The organism is Nocardia sp. NPDC057227, from assembly GCF_042669725.1.
GTDB lineage: Bacteria > Actinomycetota > Actinomycetes > Mycobacteriales > Mycobacteriaceae > Nocardia > Nocardia asteroides_A.
Genome location: NZ_JBHUXA010000005.1, coordinates 1 through 14676, shown reverse-complemented (window position 1 = coordinate 14676; position 14676 = coordinate 1). Strand labels below are relative to the sequence as shown.

14 protein-coding genes and 1 tRNA gene are annotated in these 14676 nt (G+C 69.8%); 5 read left to right on the top strand and 10 right to left on the bottom strand.

Annotated elements, in window-relative coordinates; translation table 11 throughout:
* Positions 1–4: 4 nt before the first annotated feature.
* Together ACFUJ1_RS09650 and ACFUJ1_RS09645 are read right to left on the bottom strand one after the other, a co-directional pair.
* The gene (locus tag ACFUJ1_RS09650) at positions 5–2623 is read right to left on the bottom strand and encodes a hypothetical protein (RefSeq protein ID WP_378644349.1); all 2619 of its coding nucleotides are present in this window, start codon (positions 2621–2623) and stop codon (positions 5–7) included.
* Entirely contained in the window at positions 2623–4137 is a 1515-nt protein-coding gene (locus tag ACFUJ1_RS09645) for a hypothetical protein (protein ID WP_378644348.1), read from the bottom strand. The genes ACFUJ1_RS09650 and ACFUJ1_RS09645 overlap by 1 nt, the downstream gene beginning before the upstream one ends.
* A 65-nt stretch (positions 4138–4202) precedes the next feature.
* On the opposite strand from ACFUJ1_RS09645, the gene ACFUJ1_RS09640 reads away from it, so the two are divergent.
* Positions 4203–4550 carry a hypothetical protein gene (locus tag ACFUJ1_RS09640; protein ID WP_378644346.1) on the top strand — a complete coding sequence of 116 codons (348 nt, stop codon included), beginning with the start codon at positions 4203–4205 and terminating at the stop codon, positions 4548–4550.
* Here the strand turns inward: ACFUJ1_RS09640 and ACFUJ1_RS09635 are convergent.
* Positions 4528–5385, bottom strand: coding sequence for an NAD(P)-dependent oxidoreductase (locus ACFUJ1_RS09635; RefSeq protein ID WP_378644345.1), 858 nt, complete (start codon positions 5383–5385; stop codon positions 4528–4530). The two genes, ACFUJ1_RS09640 and ACFUJ1_RS09635, sit on opposite strands and share 23 nt — an antisense overlap.
* 140 nt (positions 5386–5525) lie before the next feature.
* Between ACFUJ1_RS09635 and ACFUJ1_RS09630 the strand changes: the two genes are divergently transcribed.
* From ACFUJ1_RS09630 to dnaG, 3 genes are read left to right on the top strand one after another with little or no spacing between them, the layout of a single operon-like run.
* The gene (locus ACFUJ1_RS09630; RefSeq protein ID WP_378644343.1) at positions 5526–6221 is read left to right on the top strand and encodes a YdcF family protein; all 696 of its coding nucleotides are present in this window, start codon (positions 5526–5528) and stop codon (positions 6219–6221) included.
* Complete coding sequence (locus tag ACFUJ1_RS09625) at positions 6218–7462, top strand: deoxyguanosinetriphosphate triphosphohydrolase (protein WP_378644342.1); 1245 nt, start codon at positions 6218–6220, stop codon at positions 7460–7462. Before ACFUJ1_RS09630 ends, ACFUJ1_RS09625 begins: the two co-directional genes overlap by 4 nt.
* A gap of 14 nt (positions 7463–7476) precedes the next feature.
* Complete coding sequence (gene dnaG, locus ACFUJ1_RS09620; protein ID WP_378644340.1) at positions 7477–9375, top strand: DNA primase; 1899 nt, start codon at positions 7477–7479, stop codon at positions 9373–9375.
* On the opposite strand, the gene ACFUJ1_RS09615 is transcribed toward dnaG, so the two are convergent.
* Complete coding sequence (locus tag ACFUJ1_RS09615; protein WP_378644339.1) at positions 9372–9626, bottom strand: hypothetical protein; 255 nt, start codon at positions 9624–9626, stop codon at positions 9372–9374. The two genes, dnaG and ACFUJ1_RS09615, sit on opposite strands and share 4 nt — an antisense overlap.
* A 166-nt stretch (positions 9627–9792) precedes the next feature.
* Here ACFUJ1_RS09615 and ACFUJ1_RS09610 point away from each other — a divergent pair.
* A tRNA-Asn gene (locus tag ACFUJ1_RS09610) sits at positions 9793–9865 on the top strand.
* 98 nt (positions 9866–9963) lie between these two features.
* Here ACFUJ1_RS09610 and ACFUJ1_RS09605 read toward each other — a convergent pair.
* From ACFUJ1_RS09605 to ACFUJ1_RS09580, 6 genes are read right to left on the bottom strand one after another with little or no spacing between them, the layout of a single operon-like run.
* On the bottom strand, positions 9964–11127 hold the full coding sequence (locus ACFUJ1_RS09605; RefSeq protein ID WP_378644337.1) for a tyrosine-type recombinase/integrase: 1164 nt from the start codon (positions 11125–11127) through the stop codon (positions 9964–9966).
* On the bottom strand, positions 11127–11300 hold the full coding sequence (locus tag ACFUJ1_RS09600) for a hypothetical protein (protein ID WP_378616695.1): 174 nt from the start codon (positions 11298–11300) through the stop codon (positions 11127–11129). Before ACFUJ1_RS09600 ends, ACFUJ1_RS09605 begins: the two co-directional genes overlap by 1 nt.
* Before the next feature lie 15 nt (positions 11301–11315).
* Positions 11316–13019, bottom strand: a complete 1704-nt coding sequence (locus tag ACFUJ1_RS09595; protein WP_378644335.1) for a replication initiator — start codon at positions 13017–13019, stop codon at positions 11316–11318.
* The gene (locus ACFUJ1_RS09590) at positions 13016–13669 is read right to left on the bottom strand and encodes a hypothetical protein (RefSeq protein ID WP_378644334.1); all 654 of its coding nucleotides are present in this window, start codon (positions 13667–13669) and stop codon (positions 13016–13018) included. Before ACFUJ1_RS09590 ends, ACFUJ1_RS09595 begins: the two co-directional genes overlap by 4 nt.
* Positions 13666–13830, bottom strand: coding sequence for a hypothetical protein (locus tag ACFUJ1_RS09585; RefSeq protein ID WP_378644332.1), 165 nt, complete (start codon positions 13828–13830; stop codon positions 13666–13668). The genes ACFUJ1_RS09590 and ACFUJ1_RS09585 overlap by 4 nt, the downstream gene beginning before the upstream one ends.
* Positions 13827–14504, bottom strand: coding sequence for a DNA methylase (locus tag ACFUJ1_RS09580; RefSeq protein WP_378644331.1), 678 nt, complete (start codon positions 14502–14504; stop codon positions 13827–13829). Before ACFUJ1_RS09580 ends, ACFUJ1_RS09585 begins: the two co-directional genes overlap by 4 nt.
* Positions 14505–14676 lie beyond the last annotated feature (172 nt).

Sequence of the window (14676 nt, the reverse complement as noted above, 5' to 3'; positions counted from 1 at the left end):
GCGGTCAGAGCGTCGAGCGCCACCGCACTATCGCTTCGGCAACCTGAGCGACGTCGATGCCGATGACTGCGGCGACCGCGAACACGTCGGACGACGGGCTCCGCAGCGCCATCCGGGCACGGTTGGAGGGAAGCCCGTCGGTCAGTAGGGAAGCCGGAGTGCCGATCGGCGACCGAAGCTGCATCACATGCCACATTGCGGGTGAGCGTTCGCCCATGACCACCGTTGGGCCTGACCGCAGTATCGCGCATGTACTCGCGGTTCCCACGACGATGACCGCGCACGGGTCACCGACTAGCGTCGCGATCCGGGCGGCTGTTCGGCGGACGGATCGGCCCGTGAACTCCGCGACCCAGATGCCGTCCTGCAATTTTGCATGCAGCTCGGCGGCGGCCAGCTTCGCCCGCGTTTCGGCGTGCGGGTCGGCGATCGTCTCCGTCGCCAACTTGATCAGTCTGGTGACCTCGCCGATGTCGGTGACGCGGGCATAACTCTGGGTCGGTGCGTACAGGTAGTCCGCGACGATCTCGATGCGTGCCCGTGCGATCCACTCCCGGAGTTTCGTCCACACCGACCACCACAGCACGTCCTCCGGGCGGCCACCCTCGATGGTCGTGCCCTGACCGAGCAACGCCAGCCCGACGACGAGCAGTGAACTCATGTAGTCGAGTGATGCCTCCGGGACGTCGTCGTCGCCGTTTTTCGGTGGAAGGGCAACTAAGATATCCGAGAGTGGGTGGCGCCAAGCGCTGTCCGCGGAGTCCCACACACCGGCGGCGAGCAGATCGATGTAGATGCGAGTGATGCCCATTCGCAGCTCCAGCGGCGCACGAGACTCGACCAGCGAGACAGCGCGGCACAGCCGGTTCGAGCGAGTGCGCCATGCCGCGCGCTGATCCGGCGCGATTTCCGGTGCTGTCCATGTCGTGTCGTCGGCATCGATGGGATCGATATCCTCCTCGGCTTCGTCGTCGGTGATATCGATGATGGGTTCGCCGTCGTCCACGCTCCATTGCTCGGCCCGCTCGATTTCCGCACTGTTCGTCACCCCCGCGAGGCCGGGAAACAAGAGACTCGAGAAAGCCGGACCCAGGCTGCGCTGAACGCCGTCGAGCCACCTACCCCACCGGTCGGTGTCGTGCCGGTTGTCCGAGGCCGTCGGTGCGGTGGGAGTACGACCCGCTTGCCCGGCTCGGTGCCTGCCGGCCGTCTTCATTAATCGGAGTAGATCGTTGCTCAGCCGCTCGGCCAAGACGGGATCGGTGATGAAGTCCTCGATCCCATAGTCTCGCGATACGCGAGGTGCGGCGTCGTCGATCTCCCTTGGTAGGCATCGGGCGACATCCGTCAGAAAGACGACGGAGGTCAAGGGGCCGTCCGATCCGGTGACCGCGGCACGCACAGCGGCAGTGATCCCCTCATCGGCGACGAAACAGGCGGTGTGCCGCCCTGGGTGGTCGATATCTTCGATGTGCACCGTTCGCCAGGAGCCGGGCGCTCCGGTCGGGGACATCTCGATCGTGGCCGAGATCGGGCTCCGCGCCAGCAGCTCCACCTGGACTTCATCGCGCCCGCGTCGAGCCCCGAGCAGGATCAGCGGTACGCGGTCACCGGAAGTGTCACGGGCCGGAGTTGTCGACAGAATTCGCATCTCAGCGCTGGTGACGACGCTGGTGCCGTCCGGAAGGAGTGAGTGTTCGACGGGGTGGCCGGCGCCGAGTTCGCAGTTTCCGCCTCGGTCGGTGGACCGCAGGAGGGCCGCGCCGGTCAGATTGGCGCTGCCGACGAGGGCAGTGACCTCCGACCCGATCGCCCACTCGATCAGTTTGCCGTGGCTGGTGCGGCACTCGTCGAGGAAGCGGAATTCGACCTCCGCGACGTGGGCTGTGGCCTCCGCGAGTGTGGCCCCGTCGTACCACGACAGCTTCTCCTGCACGGCCACGGCTACTCTCCGTGGCGACATACGCGCGACCAACTCCGCGACCGCCCGTGAACCGGGATCGAGGAATGGCGCGGAGAGCCGCAAATTGTCCACCGGTGCGTGCGGAAGCTGATCGATCATCGGTGTGCGGAGATTCCCTACGATCCGAAGGCCGGGGAGTGAATTGTCAATCTCGTCCGGAATCATCGCGGCCGCGACGGTGTTGACCGTTTCGGAGATCCAGGAGGGCATCGCTACCACGGTCGGCAGGTCGCGAAGCCATTCGGCCAGCGTCTCCAGCGCTGCCGGTCCAACGGCCCGAGGCGATTTGATCACCAGCCAAAGCTCATCGTTGTGGCCCCATCCCGACGCGGTCGGATTGCCCGATCCGATGGCCGCCCAGATCTCCTCGTCCCCGACAAGGACGGCAAGCTTCGGATGGAATGCTCCGGCGCAGGCGACGTGGCCGTGCTGGTACGTCCGTCCCGCATGGCGGACATCGACGGCCTCGTGCACCGGATGGCCGGCGTCGGAAAGAACCGTCACACGGGCGCCGAGCGCGCGTGCTTGAGGTACGCAGTACCGCTCGAAGAACACCAGGTCCAAGGTATATCCGGTGACGACGAGTTCGCGGAGATGGCCGCTCTTCCATTCGTGTAGCAGGGTGAGCGGTGAATGCAAGCCGAGCTCGACCCGGGCCATCAGGCGAGCTCCAGCAGGGTCACCGCTCGATCGGTGACAGTGGCGGACTTGCCCGCCACCTCGAAGAGCCCGAGTTGGCGACCTATCTCACCGAGCTGGTCGATGCGCAGCCCCACGTTTCCCGCCCCTTCCCTGCCATTCGCGAAATATCGGCCGTTCCGCTCGTGCAGCTTGGTGGGCAGTTTCATACGGTTATTACCATCGATCTGCATCTTGAGCAGCGCGACCCGGTGAGCCTGGGCGAGCATGTCGTCCACCAGGCGGCACGCGAAATCCGACAGTGACCGTTCGGCGAACTCCCGGCGCTGGTGCGCCACCCACGCGGGATCCAGGAAGCGGCTACGCGAACTGCGGCCCCGGAAAGCGTGCTGGGTGGTACCCGTTAAGCGATCGTCCCTGATCGAACCAAGCAGAAGGATCGCTAGATCAGCCTCGATGGCGCTACGCAACGCCCGCACGGTCGCTTCCGCCGGGGCCGGGTGGCCCACGGCATCGAACGGCGCAGGACAGTCATTCAGAAAGCTGGTCACCGAACCGTCGGTGACCTGGCCGCGTATCCATTCATGGAGTTGAGCCCGGCTGACCGGTTCACCAGCCTGCCAGACATGATCGACCAGCGTCGCCCAGAACCGCCGCCAGGCTCCGACGGAGTGGTGGCGCAGCAGTAGTCCTCGCCAGGCTCGCGCGCGGACTCCCTCAGAGACGAGCACCGGATCGGTCTCCAGCGCGGAGCCGTAGGCGACGGCATCCACGAAATGACGTGTCCACGTGCCGGTGCCCGGCTGTAGTTGTACCGCCCGAGCGAGAAGCCGGTAGGTCGATCGCCGCGTATGGTCGTTGGCTGTCCAGGTCGCCCGATTCTCGACGCGGGGCGCGGTCATGATGTCGCGGAGCGGCTCGATGTCCGCGGCGTCCGGCTCGGTCCGGGTGAGGGCGGCGAAGTGCACGGCCTCGTCGGCGGAGATCGGGCGCTCGGAGTTGACCTCGAAAAGGTCCGCGAACATCGCGCGGGCGGCTGGTGGGGACGTTCGTGGCCCCCGGCGAAGGGCTTCTCGCTCCGTCGCGGCGATGCCGAGTATGACCGAGGGGCCCTTGTACTGGGACCAAAAGCCCCAGGCCCGTGGCGAGTAGGAGCGGCTGCCTTCCGCCACGATCTGCTCCACCGGCATCGTGGAGCGCCGCGCGCGAACGGTTTCGGCGCCGTGCACGGTGCCGGGGCCACTGAGCGCCCCGGTCGCAGGGTCGAAAAGTGACGCCAGTGCAAGCGAATACTCGGCTCGCCGCAGCAGGGTTCGGCAGGTTGGAGTATCCAGATCTCTCGCATGGGCGTAGTCGGCCAAGGCCCAGTACAGGCCGTAGTAGCGACTGTTGCTGGTCATCGTCGAGACACCTGGTACCAGAGCGTCGACCAGATTCATCACCGGAGCCTCCACCCGGAGCGGGAAACGGCTGCCCTTGGTGTCGAGCCCCGGGGAGCACCAACCGGGGCCTTCGATCGTGCCGGTGGAAGTCATGTCCGAATGGTCCCAGAGTGGCCGGGTTGTCGGCCCACCGCTTCGGAGATCCCTACACTGACCCCATGCCCGTTTCGACCCGTATGTCCGCCCGCCTCCTGCTCGCCGCCGGTGCGGCGGCGCTGCTCGCCGCCTGCACCGCGCAGGGGCCGGGCTCGCAGACCACCTGCGATGTCTCCGGCTGCGTCGTCACCTTCGAGCGCGGCGTCGCCGCCTCCGCGAGCATCCTCGGCGTCGACGCGAAACTCGTTGCGGTGAACGGCAACCTGGTCACCCTGGAGATCGCCGGCCAGCAGGTGGTCGTGCCCGCGGGGGATACCCAGCAGGCGGCGGAGGGGCTGAACGTGACCGTGCAGGAGGTCACCGAGCAGCAGGTGAAGGTGAAGGTGGCTACCGGGCTGCAGGTGGGTTGAGGCTCTCGAACATCCGCTCGGAGCTGTGCCCCCCGAACCCCGCCGCGATCTGCCGATCCGCGAGATTCCGCACGGCTCCGATGATGTCGAGATCCACCCCCGCCTCCCGGCTGGCGCCGACGATCGCGTCCAGCGCCGCCTTGGTGAAGGTCAGCGGCTGGAACGGCTCCGCGTAGTCCGCGGAGTCGATCTTCGCCCCGATCTCCGGCAGCGACCCGGTGACGGCCGAGATCCAGGCCGCCGCGCGAGGCGCGAACTCCGCGGCCGGAATTCCGGCGGCCCGCACCATGGCCGCGCCGTGGTAGAAACCGGCGAACATGGTGTACATCCCGGCCAGCAGCGCGAAGTCGACCAGCGAGGCGTGCCCGGCGTCGGCGCCGAAGTACTCCGCCGTGCCGAACACCTCCAGCACCGGCCGGTACCGCTCGAACACCGCCGCCGACCCGCTGTAGAGCAGCGACGAGCCGGGCGCGCCGATCATCTCCGGCGTCGCCATGATGCCGCCGTCCAGGTACTCGATGCCGTGCCCGGCCGCCCACCCGGCCAGCTCCCTGGCGCCCGCGGGCTCGGTGCTGGTCAGGTTGACCACGGCCCGCCCCGCGAGCTTCCCGGCATGCGGGTCGAGCGTCTCGTGGATCGACGCGTGATCGAGCAGACACACGATCACGAGATCGCTGGTCAGCGCCTCGGGCAGCGGCAACTCCAGCGCACCTGCGGGCACCGGCCGCCCCGGCGTGCGGTTCCAGACGGTGGTGCGGTGCCCGGCGGCGAGCAGCGCGGCGGCCAGCGCCCGGCCCATGGCGCCCTGACCGAGCACGGTCACGGATGGGGTCATGCGAAACTCCCGGAAATCGGAGGAAAGGGGTCGGCGCCGCCACCGATCCTCCCGACCCCCGGACACCCCCACAAGTACGCACTTCGGCGTTGGCTACCTACCCCGAGGTGAGTATGGCGCCGACCTGGCAGACTTGACCCGTGAATCCCGCTCAGCTGCAGACCCGCCCGCTGTCGCAGGTGCCGCGCGACCAGCGGCGCGGCTTCGGCGCGGCGCTGTGGCGCTGGATCGTGCGGTTCTTCCTCGGCGCGCTGCTGCTGGCGATGGTGCTGGTCGGGGGCACCGCGCTCCGGGTGTGGCAGGTGGCGCGGATCGACGACTACACCCCGGCCGACGCCATCGTCGTGCTCGGCGCCGCGCAGTACTCCGGCACCCCCTCTTCGGTCTTCGAGGCCAGGCTGGAGCGCGCCAACCGGCTCTACAAGGCCGGGGTCGCGCCGGTGGTGATCACGGTCGGCGGCAAACAGGAGGGCGACCTCTACACCGAGGCCGCCTCCGGCAAGAACTACCTCATGGACCAGGGCGTCCCCGAGGAGGCGATCCTCGCGGTGGAGACCGGCTCGGACACGCTGCGCAGCATCGAGGCCGTCGCCGCCGCCATGCGCGAGCGCGGCTGGTCGTCGGCGGCGCTGGTCAGCGACCCCTGGCACTCCCTGCGCACGCGCACCATGGCCCGCGACGCCGGGCTCGCGGCCTGGACCGCGCCGACCCGCTCCGGCCCCGCCGTCTACACCCGCGAATCGCAGGCGCACGGCATCGCCAGGGAGACCGGCGCGCTGCTCTGGTACCAGCTCACCCACTTCTCCGCCGACTTCGAATACACAGCGGGACAATGACCTACACCGAGCACGACCGCGCCCGCCTGGTCCGGGAGGCAGCCAAGACCGCTGGGCTCGGCCCCGCGAGCGAGGAGACCGGGCACCGCACCGAGTTCGCCCGCGACCGGGCCAGGGTGCTGCACTCGGCCGCGCTGCGCAGGCTCGCCGACAAGACCCAGGTCATGGGGCCCCGCGAGGGCGACACCCCGCGCACCAGGCTCACCCACTCGCTGGAGGTCGCGCAGATCGGCCGCGGCATCGCCGACGGCCTCGGCTGCGACCCCGACCTCGCCGACCTGGCCGGGCTCGCGCACGACATCGGCCACCCGCCCTACGGCCACAACGGTGAGCGCGCGCTCGACATCTTCGCCGAGGCGTACGGCGGTTTCGAGGGCAACGCGCAGAACCTGCGCATCCTCACCAGGCTGGAGCCCAAGGTGGTCACCCCGGACGGCGCGTCGGCCGGGCTCAACCTCACCAGGGCCGCGCTGGACGCCGCCATCAAGTACCCGTGGGTGCGTACCGCCCCGGCCAGCAAGTTCGGCGCCTACGCCGTCGACGCCGACCGCCTCGCCTGGGTGCGCGAGGGCGCCCCCGCCCGCAGGCAGACGCTGGAGTGCCAGGTCATGGACTGGGCCGACGACGTCGCCTACTCGGTGCACGACGTCGAGGACGGCGTGCTCGCAGGCCGCATCGACCTGCGCGCCCTCGCCGACCCCGCCGAGCAGCGCGCCCTCGCCGACCTCGGACACAACCGCGACCTCGCGGTCGACGAGCTCTGCGCCGCCGCCCAGCGCCTCTCCGAGCTGCCCGTCGTCGCGGATGCCACGGGCTACGACGCCACCTTCCGCGCCTCGGTCGCGCTCAAGCGGCTGACCAGCGAGCTGGTCGGGCGCTTCACCACCGCCGCCGTCACCGCGACAAGGGCGGTCGCGGGGGAGCGGCCGCTCACCCGGTACGCCGCCGACCTGGAGGTGCCGCGGATCGTCGCCGCCGAGGTCGCCGTGCTGAAGACCGTCGCGCTGCGCTACGTCATGTCCGACCCGGTGCACAAGATGCGCCAGGCCGAACAGCGCGAGACCATCCTCGCCGTCGCGACCGGGCTGCTGGCCGCGGCCCCGCGCTACCTCGACCCGGTGCTGCTGCCGTGGTGGAAGGCGGCCGACGACGACACCGCGCGGGTCAGGGTGATCGTCGACCAGATCGCCTCCTACACCGAGAGCCGCCTGGAGCGGGTGGCCACCACACTCCCCGGCTGACCTAGACTCGACCCGTGGCCGGACGACTTCCCGACCGTGATATCGCGGCGATCAGAGAACGCGTCCGGATCGAGGACGTGGTGGGCGAGTACGTCGCGCTGCGCAGTGCCGGGCCGCAGTCCATGCGCGGGCTCTGCCCGTTCCACGACGAGAAGTCGCCGTCGTTCCACGTGCGCCCGCACCTCGGGCTCTTCCACTGCTTCGGCTGCGGCGAGGGCGGCGACGTCTACGCCTTCCTGCAGAAGATCGAGCACATCGGCTTCGTCGAGGCCGTCGAGCAGATGGCCGACCGGCTCGGCTACCGGATCAACTACGAGGGCGGCGGCACCTCGGTGCAGCGCGACCGCGGGACCAGGGCCAGGCTGGTCGCGGCCAACGCCGCCGCGCACGAGTTCTACCAGGCCCAGCTGAACCAGCCGGAGGCCGAGGCCGCCAGGAACTACCTCACCGAGCGCAACTTCGACTCCGCCGCCGCCCGCCAGTTCGGCTGCGGCTACGCGCCGGGCGGCTGGGACGCGCTCAGCAAGCACCTGCTCACCCGCGGCTTCGAGTTCAAGGAGCTGGAGGCCGCCGGGCTCTCCAAGCAGGGCAGGCACGGCCCGATCGACCGCTTCCACCGGCGGCTGCTGTGGCCGCTCCGGAACCTCGGCGGCGACGTCATCGGCTTCGGCGCGCGCAAGCTCTTCGACGACGACACCATGCCGGGCAAGTACGTCAACACGCCGGAAACCCTGCTGTACAAGAAGTCCCAGGTGCTCTTCGGCCTCGACCTGGCCAAGCGCGAGATCGCCAAGGGCCACCAGGCGGTCGTGGTCGAGGGCTACACCGACGTCATGGCCATGCACCTGGCCGGCGTGAAGACCGCCGTCGCCTCCTGCGGCACCGCCTTCGGCGACGACCACATGGCCATCCTGCGCAGGCTGCTCATGGACGACAACTTCTGGCGCGGCGAGATCATCTACACCTTCGACGGCGACGCCGCGGGCCAGGCCGCCGCGGTCAAGGCATTCTCCGGCGACCAGAAGGTGGCCGGGCAGACCTACATCGCCGTCGCCCCCGACGGCCAGGACCCCTGCGACCTGCGCCAGCACTCCGGCGACGCCGCCCTGCGCGACCTGGTGGCCCGCCGCACCCCGCTCTACGAGTTCGTCATCCGCGGCCTGCTCGCCGAGCACAACCTGGACACCGCCGAGGGCCAGGTCGAGGCGCTGCGCCGCGCCGTCCCGGTGGTCGCGCGGATCAAGGACAACGCGCTGCGCAAGGCGTATGCGACGAAGCTGGCAGGCTGGGTCGGCTGGGACGACATCCAGACCGTCGTGCGCCGCGTCGGCGAGGAGGCCCGCCGCGGCCCCCGCACCGAACACCGCAGGGCGGGCGCGACCGCGGCCACCCCCGCCCCCCGCCCGGAGCCGAGCCCGCTGGCCGACCCCGCGCTCATCCCGCAGCGCCAGGCCCTAGCCGCCGCGCTGCAGTACCCCGGCATCGCCGGAGCCGCCTTCGACGCCCTCGAACCCGAGGTCTTCACCCACCCCACCCTGGCCGCCGTCCGCGCCCTCATCGCCGAAGCGGGCGGCACCGCGGCCGGCCTGGACGGCGCCGCCTGGGTCAGCGCTGTCGCCGACCGCGCCGACGACCTCACCTTGCGCGGCCTCATCAGCGAACTGGCGGGCCAGCCGCTCCCGGTGAAAACCGACGCCGACATCCCGCGCTTCGTCACCGGCGTGCTCGCCCGCGCCCAGGAAGCCCTGATCGGCAGGCAGATCGCCGAGCTCAAGTCCAAGCTGCAGCGCGTCTCCTCCGCCGACCAGGACTACCTGGCGCTCTTCGGCGACCTGGTCGCGCTCGAGCAGTACCGCAAGAGCCTGCTCACACAGGCCATGGGCAACCACGGCGACTTCGCCACCAGCGGCTAGCGCGCCCCGCGCCGCAGCTGATCGTGCGGCACCAGGATCGTGGTGCGCTCGTCCAGCGGCTCCATCGGCTCCAGCTTCTGCTGCGTGCTCAACCGATCCGACAGCCGCTGCCTGCCGACCAGCACCAGCTTGCGCGTCACCGGGCTCCCGGCGACCGCCCGCGTCGCCGCGGAGAGCTGCTCGTACCGCGCCCGTCCCGCCTTACTACCCAGCACGTACCCGGCCGCGACACCGATGATCAACCGCAGCATGCCTGTGAGCTCCTCCCGATTCGCCTGTCCGCGCCACCATCCTGCCCGACCCCCGCCCCACCTGTCGATCCGGGCATGTCCGCAGCTAGAACCGCGATTTGGGCTGGCGTCGGTGCATACGCTAAAGTTTCCTCTCGGCCAGCCCGGACAGGGAAGGTCACGCCGATCCCCTATAGCTCAATTGGCAGAGCAGCCGACTGTTAATCGGCAGGTTTCTGGTTCGAGTCCAGATGGGGGAGCAGTAGAAAGCCCCTCACCAGCATAAGCGGTGAGGGGCTTCTTCGTACCCCGAAGCGCCGAGCCCGGAATTCGGTACTTTCCGACTACAAACAAGTCGCTACTTTCCTCCGGCGAACCGATCGAGCGCAGTTCGCGCGTCCGGGCCGATGGTCTTCCGCTCCAAGTAGTGCCGCTCGGTCGTGGCGAGCTTCGCGTGCGACAACTGCGCCTGGGCATCGGCCGGGCTGAGGTCGTCGCGCACCACCGTCGCCACCGTCGGACGGAAGCTCCGCGGCGTCACCCAGCGCAATTCCTCGGGCAGCGCGGCGCGCAGCGAGCGCCGGAGGTTCGCCAGGCTCATCCAGCCGCCATCACGGTTGGTGAACACTGGGGCATCCGGGCCAGCGGCGGCCCCGAACAGCGTGGTCAACGCCTCCACCGCCAGCCGGGGCAAGATCACCGTGTGGTCCGGCGCGTCGCCCTTGCGCTCGTCCTGCCGGTGCAGCGCCTCGCCCTCGACGGCGCCGTGATCGATCATCGTGCCAGCCACCGTCATCGTCGGGGGATCGGCCAGCAGGTCCACGTCCGACCAGCGCAGCGACAGAATCTCGTTCGGTCGGCACCCGGTCGAAACCAGCACATCCACGAACTCGGGCAGCTGACGACCCGGCTTCGGGCCATTCCGGCGCTCCCGGTCCCGGAACTCCCGAACAGCTCGCTGCACCAGCTCGAACTCCGCGGGAGTCAGCGCGCGCACCTTCGACCGCTTCCCCAGCGCCCGGCTCGTCTCCCGGATCGGATTCACCGCTACCACGTCGAAACGCACCGCCATCGCGAACATGCCGACCAGCACCACCCGCAGCGTCTTCGCATTCGATGCCGAGCGCGCAGCGACCGCGGCGAGATGCCGTTCCGCCCGGCTCGTCGGCAGCTCCCGAATCCGCAACGCCCCCAGCTTCTTCGCGCCGTTGCGCTTCCACGCCTGCCGGTACTGGTGCTGCGACTGCCGCTTGAGGCTGCTCTTCGACGCCAGCCACAGCTCGAACAGCTCGGCCAGCGTAGTGCGGTCGTTGACCACCGAGTCCGACAGCGGTGTCGTACGTATCTTCAAGTGGCGTTGCAGATTTCGTCGCGCGTCCTCGGCGCTCACGCCACTTCGGGAAGCCTTCCTGCGCTCCCCGTCCTCGTCCCGCACGTAGGTCGAAGCCGTGAACTTGCCCGGACCCGTCTCGGTCACCGTGATCTTGCCCCACTCACCGGGGGCGAGGCGTTGCCGCGGCATCAGGCAGCCCGGTCCAGCCCGGCGATGTAGTCGGTGACGGCCTGTTCGGTGACGAAGCGGCGGCGGCCGATCTTCACCGACCGCAAGGCGCCGGTGCCGATGAGTTCGTAATACTTGCTGTGCCCGATCGGGATCAGCTTGCGGACTTCCTGCTCGGTCAGGAGCTTGGACATGGCGGGTACCTCTTCCTATGCGGCGGACTGCTGAACGAAATCGGGGTCGAGTAGGCCGGGTGGAGCCGCGGTGAGCGCCAGGCGGGCGGCGTCGTACTCGGCGCGCTGGCGGATGCGCTCGGAGACCGTGGCGATGATCAGATGCGAGCGCGGGGGAGCGTCCTTGTCGCCGGGGCGGACCAGGCTGATGCGAAGCTCCGGGCGTTCGGGGCGGGTGATGCCGACGGCGGCGAGGGTCTGGCGGACGAACTCCGCGCGATCAGCTTTGTGGTCGACGACGGTCTTGCCGGTCCACAGCCCGGAGGCCAGCACGCGCTGTCCGGGCAGGCCGAGGGTGTCGCGGCGGTGGGCTTTGCCCTTGCACCGGCCGGGGACCATCTTGGCCTTGGCGCCCTTGGGGACGATGCCGTAGCGCAGCCAGACCCCGCAGGCGGGCGAGCACGGGGTGTGGGCCAGCTCCTCCTCCAGGCGGTCGTAGTGCATTGCCACCCGCGTGCTGTCGGCGCTCAGAATCTCGCCCACCGATTTGGTGAGGTACTTGGTCAGGTACCGGACCTTGCGCTCCTGCTCGTCTGAGCCCGCGAGGATCTGCACCGGCTTGGACTGCTCCCCGAACCGGATCGTGTGCGACGGCTCCAGCTCATCCACGGTGTCCATGACCGCCAGCGCGTCCTCCCACGCGGTGAGCGGGGCGCCGGTGTCCGGGTCGACGAAGGTGTCGGCCTGGTAGTCCCAGACCGGCATGTGCCCGTCGCGGTAGACCTCGCGGTCGTGGTGGGGCCACCAGATGTTGCGGTAGGTCGCCGCGGTGACCTGCTTGAGCACCGCATTCGGCACGCTGCCGCGCAGGGCAACGTGGATGTGCGGGGCGCCGCGCTTCTGCGGCTCCACGGTGGCGAAGTACTGCACGTTCCAGCCCACCGCGCGCCGGAGGTTCTGCACCCACCGATCCCACAGCGCTTTGAAGTGCACGATGTCCCGAGCGGCCCGGGTGTAGTCGTAGGACTCAGGATCACGCGGAGAACCGTCGGTGACCATCTGCCCGGCAGCACCAGGGGTGCGGTTGATCGCTCCGTAGGACGGCAGGGTGAGGGTGAAGAAGGTCGAGGGCCGGTACTTGCCGCCGTACTCCCGGCCCACGGTGGTCTTGGCGACCTTGAGCCGCGGCAGGTCCGGGACATCGTCGCGGCGGCGGGTGGACTTGGCCTTGCGCTTGGACCGGGCCTCCAGCGGCGGGAACGGCCCGCGGACCCCTAGTTCGCGCAGCTCCTCATCGAGCTCGGCCACCAGGGCGGTCACCGAGTCGCAGAGTTCGTCGTCTTCGGCGGTGCGGGCGTTCTGGTACTCGCCGAACAGGTGCGCGCGGGCGGCGAGCAGATCATGCTGTGCCGCAGTCGTTTCCGGCGTCGGCACCTCCGGCTCGGCGTCGAGGCACCAACCTTCTTTGCACTGCATCATCCGCGTGTAGCGGGCAGCCTTCGCGCACGCCGGGCAGACCGATTCCAAGGTCGACTTGCAGGGGGCGCCGATGTAGGAGACCCGGCCGGTGTCGACCTCGACCGCGCGCATCGGGAGGACGCGGGCGCAGATGCCTTCGTGTTCGGCGGCGCTCTCGGCGATGGCATCGAGGTTCGGGAGCGCACGACGATCCGCCGCAGTCTGCCGGGTAGGGGCAGGCCGTGACGGATCATCGTTCACCACCGTGGCGGTGTCGGTCATGCGGCATCCTTGTCGGTCGAGCCCAGCCCGCCGGGCAGGGGACGGTGCTCGGGCAGGGCGATCACGTCGGCGAGGGAGTCGCCGTAGCGCAACGACAGCTCCACCACCGCGGGGCCGGTGATCGTGGCGCGGGCGGCGTCGGCGCCGAAGGCGTGGGCCAGGTGCTCGGCGCGGTTCTCGAAGTCGGACGGGGATTGGCCGGCGAGCATCCGCAGCCGCACCACGTCGGTGGAGGCGCCGACCGCGACCGAGAGCAGGCGCGGGCAGAAGACCCGGTCGCCGTCGCGGACGACCAGGTTGCAAGCGGTGAGGAGGCGGCGCCAGCGGCGGGTGTAGCGCCACCAGGTCAGGAACCGGGTGCGGGCGCGGGCGGTGACCCACCGCTCGAACATCTCCGGACGACGGTGTCGCCAGAGCATGATCCCCGCGGCAGCCACGAGCCCGAGCCCGAGGCCGACCGGCCAGCCGAACACCACCCCGGCGGTGACGGCGAAGGCGAGCGGGCCGGAGATGACCGGGAACAGGACCGCCCACTTGATCGCCAGGGCGGCGGCGTAGCCGGTGTAGAGCAGGGCGTATCCGGCGCCGGTGAGGATGGCGTCGAACGGGTCGGTGTCGTGCCCGGTCTGGGTGGTGGTCCTGGTGCTCACGGCTGGTCTCCTTCGGTGGGCAGGGGGAAGAGTTCGAGCTGGCCCGGGGTCGGGGCGAACGAGGGCATCGGGGCGACCTTGCGGCGCCGCTTCCGGATCCCGGCCGCGGCTTTCGCGACGACCGGGTTCACCCCGGTGGGGGGCTTGGGCTGCTCGCTCATGCGGCCACCGCCGTCCCGAGTTCGGTGAGGTGGTCGAAGAGGAACGCCCCGAGGTGGTGGGTGTAGGCGGGCGGGATCGCTTGAGAGAGTTCGTTTCCGGTCATCCAGTCGATGCCCATGCAGGCCGGGCCGACCCAGGTACCGACGTCGCCGGTGATCGAGATGTTCATGCCCGCGGCGAACGCCTCCCTGCGGGCGCGGGTGCTGGTGCGGACCCGGTGCGGGGGATGCCACGGCGCCGGGGGCAGCAGCGGGATGCGCGGGTCTATGGCGAACTGACGGTGGCGGTAGGTCCGAAGCCCGAACATGGCGCCGCAGAGCACGACGTCGCGGCGCATCCTCGCGCCCATGACGTTCTCCACGATCCACGGCCGCGGCTGGGCGGCCAGCGCGGTAAGGGTGGCGTCAAGCAGCCAGCCCGAGCCGTTGCGCCCGGCCCGGGAGGACAGCGGGGTGTGGTCGTGACACGGCGGGGAGGCAGCGATGGCGTCGAACTCGTGCCCGTGCGCGACCAGGAACTCCAAGGCGTCGCCCTGGTGGAACTCGAAGGGGTAGTTCGGCTGGGGCTCGATGTCGACACCCACGACCTCGAACCCGGCCCGGTGGTAACCCATGCTGGTGCCCCCGGCCTTGCAGAACAGGTCCAGCAGCCGCGGCTTGCCGGTGGTATTCATGCCGCCACCGGCCCGTGATCGGTGTCCCCGTCCCCGAGGTCGTCAGGGTCGAAGCCGGAGTAGTCGCCCGCCGGAGCGGTGTCGGGCTGAGCCGGGGAGAAGGCGTCCACGATCGCGTCGACCGCCTCATCGGAGACCCAGAACGCGCGGACCCGCTTGAAGCCGGTCGTGC

Bases quoted from the DNA above. Each gene is read 5' to 3' on its own strand.
- ACFUJ1_RS09650 (WP_378644349.1), bottom strand. From the start codon at position 2,623: ATGGCCCGGGTCGAGCTCGGCTTGCATTCACCGCTCACCCTGCTACAC.
- ACFUJ1_RS09645 (WP_378644348.1), bottom strand. From the start codon at position 4,137: ATGACTTCCACCGGCACGATCGAAGGCCCCGGTTGGTGCTCCCCGGGG.
- ACFUJ1_RS09640 (WP_378644346.1), top strand. From the start codon at position 4,203: ATGCCCGTTTCGACCCGTATGTCCGCCCGCCTCCTGCTCGCCGCCGGT.
- ACFUJ1_RS09635 (WP_378644345.1), bottom strand. From the start codon at position 5,385: ATGACCCCATCCGTGACCGTGCTCGGTCAGGGCGCCATGGGCCGGGCG.
- ACFUJ1_RS09625 (WP_378644342.1), top strand. From the start codon at position 6,218: ATGACCTACACCGAGCACGACCGCGCCCGCCTGGTCCGGGAGGCAGCC.
- ACFUJ1_RS09615 (WP_378644339.1), bottom strand. From the start codon at position 9,626: ATGCTGCGGTTGATCATCGGTGTCGCGGCCGGGTACGTGCTGGGTAGT.
- ACFUJ1_RS09605 (WP_378644337.1), bottom strand. From the start codon at position 11,127: ATGCCGCGGCAACGCCTCGCCCCCGGTGAGTGGGGCAAGATCACGGTG.
- ACFUJ1_RS09600 (WP_378616695.1), bottom strand. From the start codon at position 11,300: ATGTCCAAGCTCCTGACCGAGCAGGAAGTCCGCAAGCTGATCCCGATC.
- ACFUJ1_RS09595 (WP_378644335.1), bottom strand. From the start codon at position 13,019: ATGACCGACACCGCCACGGTGGTGAACGATGATCCGTCACGGCCTGCC.
- ACFUJ1_RS09585 (WP_378644332.1), bottom strand. From the start codon at position 13,830: ATGAGCGAGCAGCCCAAGCCCCCCACCGGGGTGAACCCGGTCGTCGCG.
- ACFUJ1_RS09580 (WP_378644331.1), bottom strand. From the start codon at position 14,504: ATGAATACCACCGGCAAGCCGCGGCTGCTGGACCTGTTCTGCAAGGCC.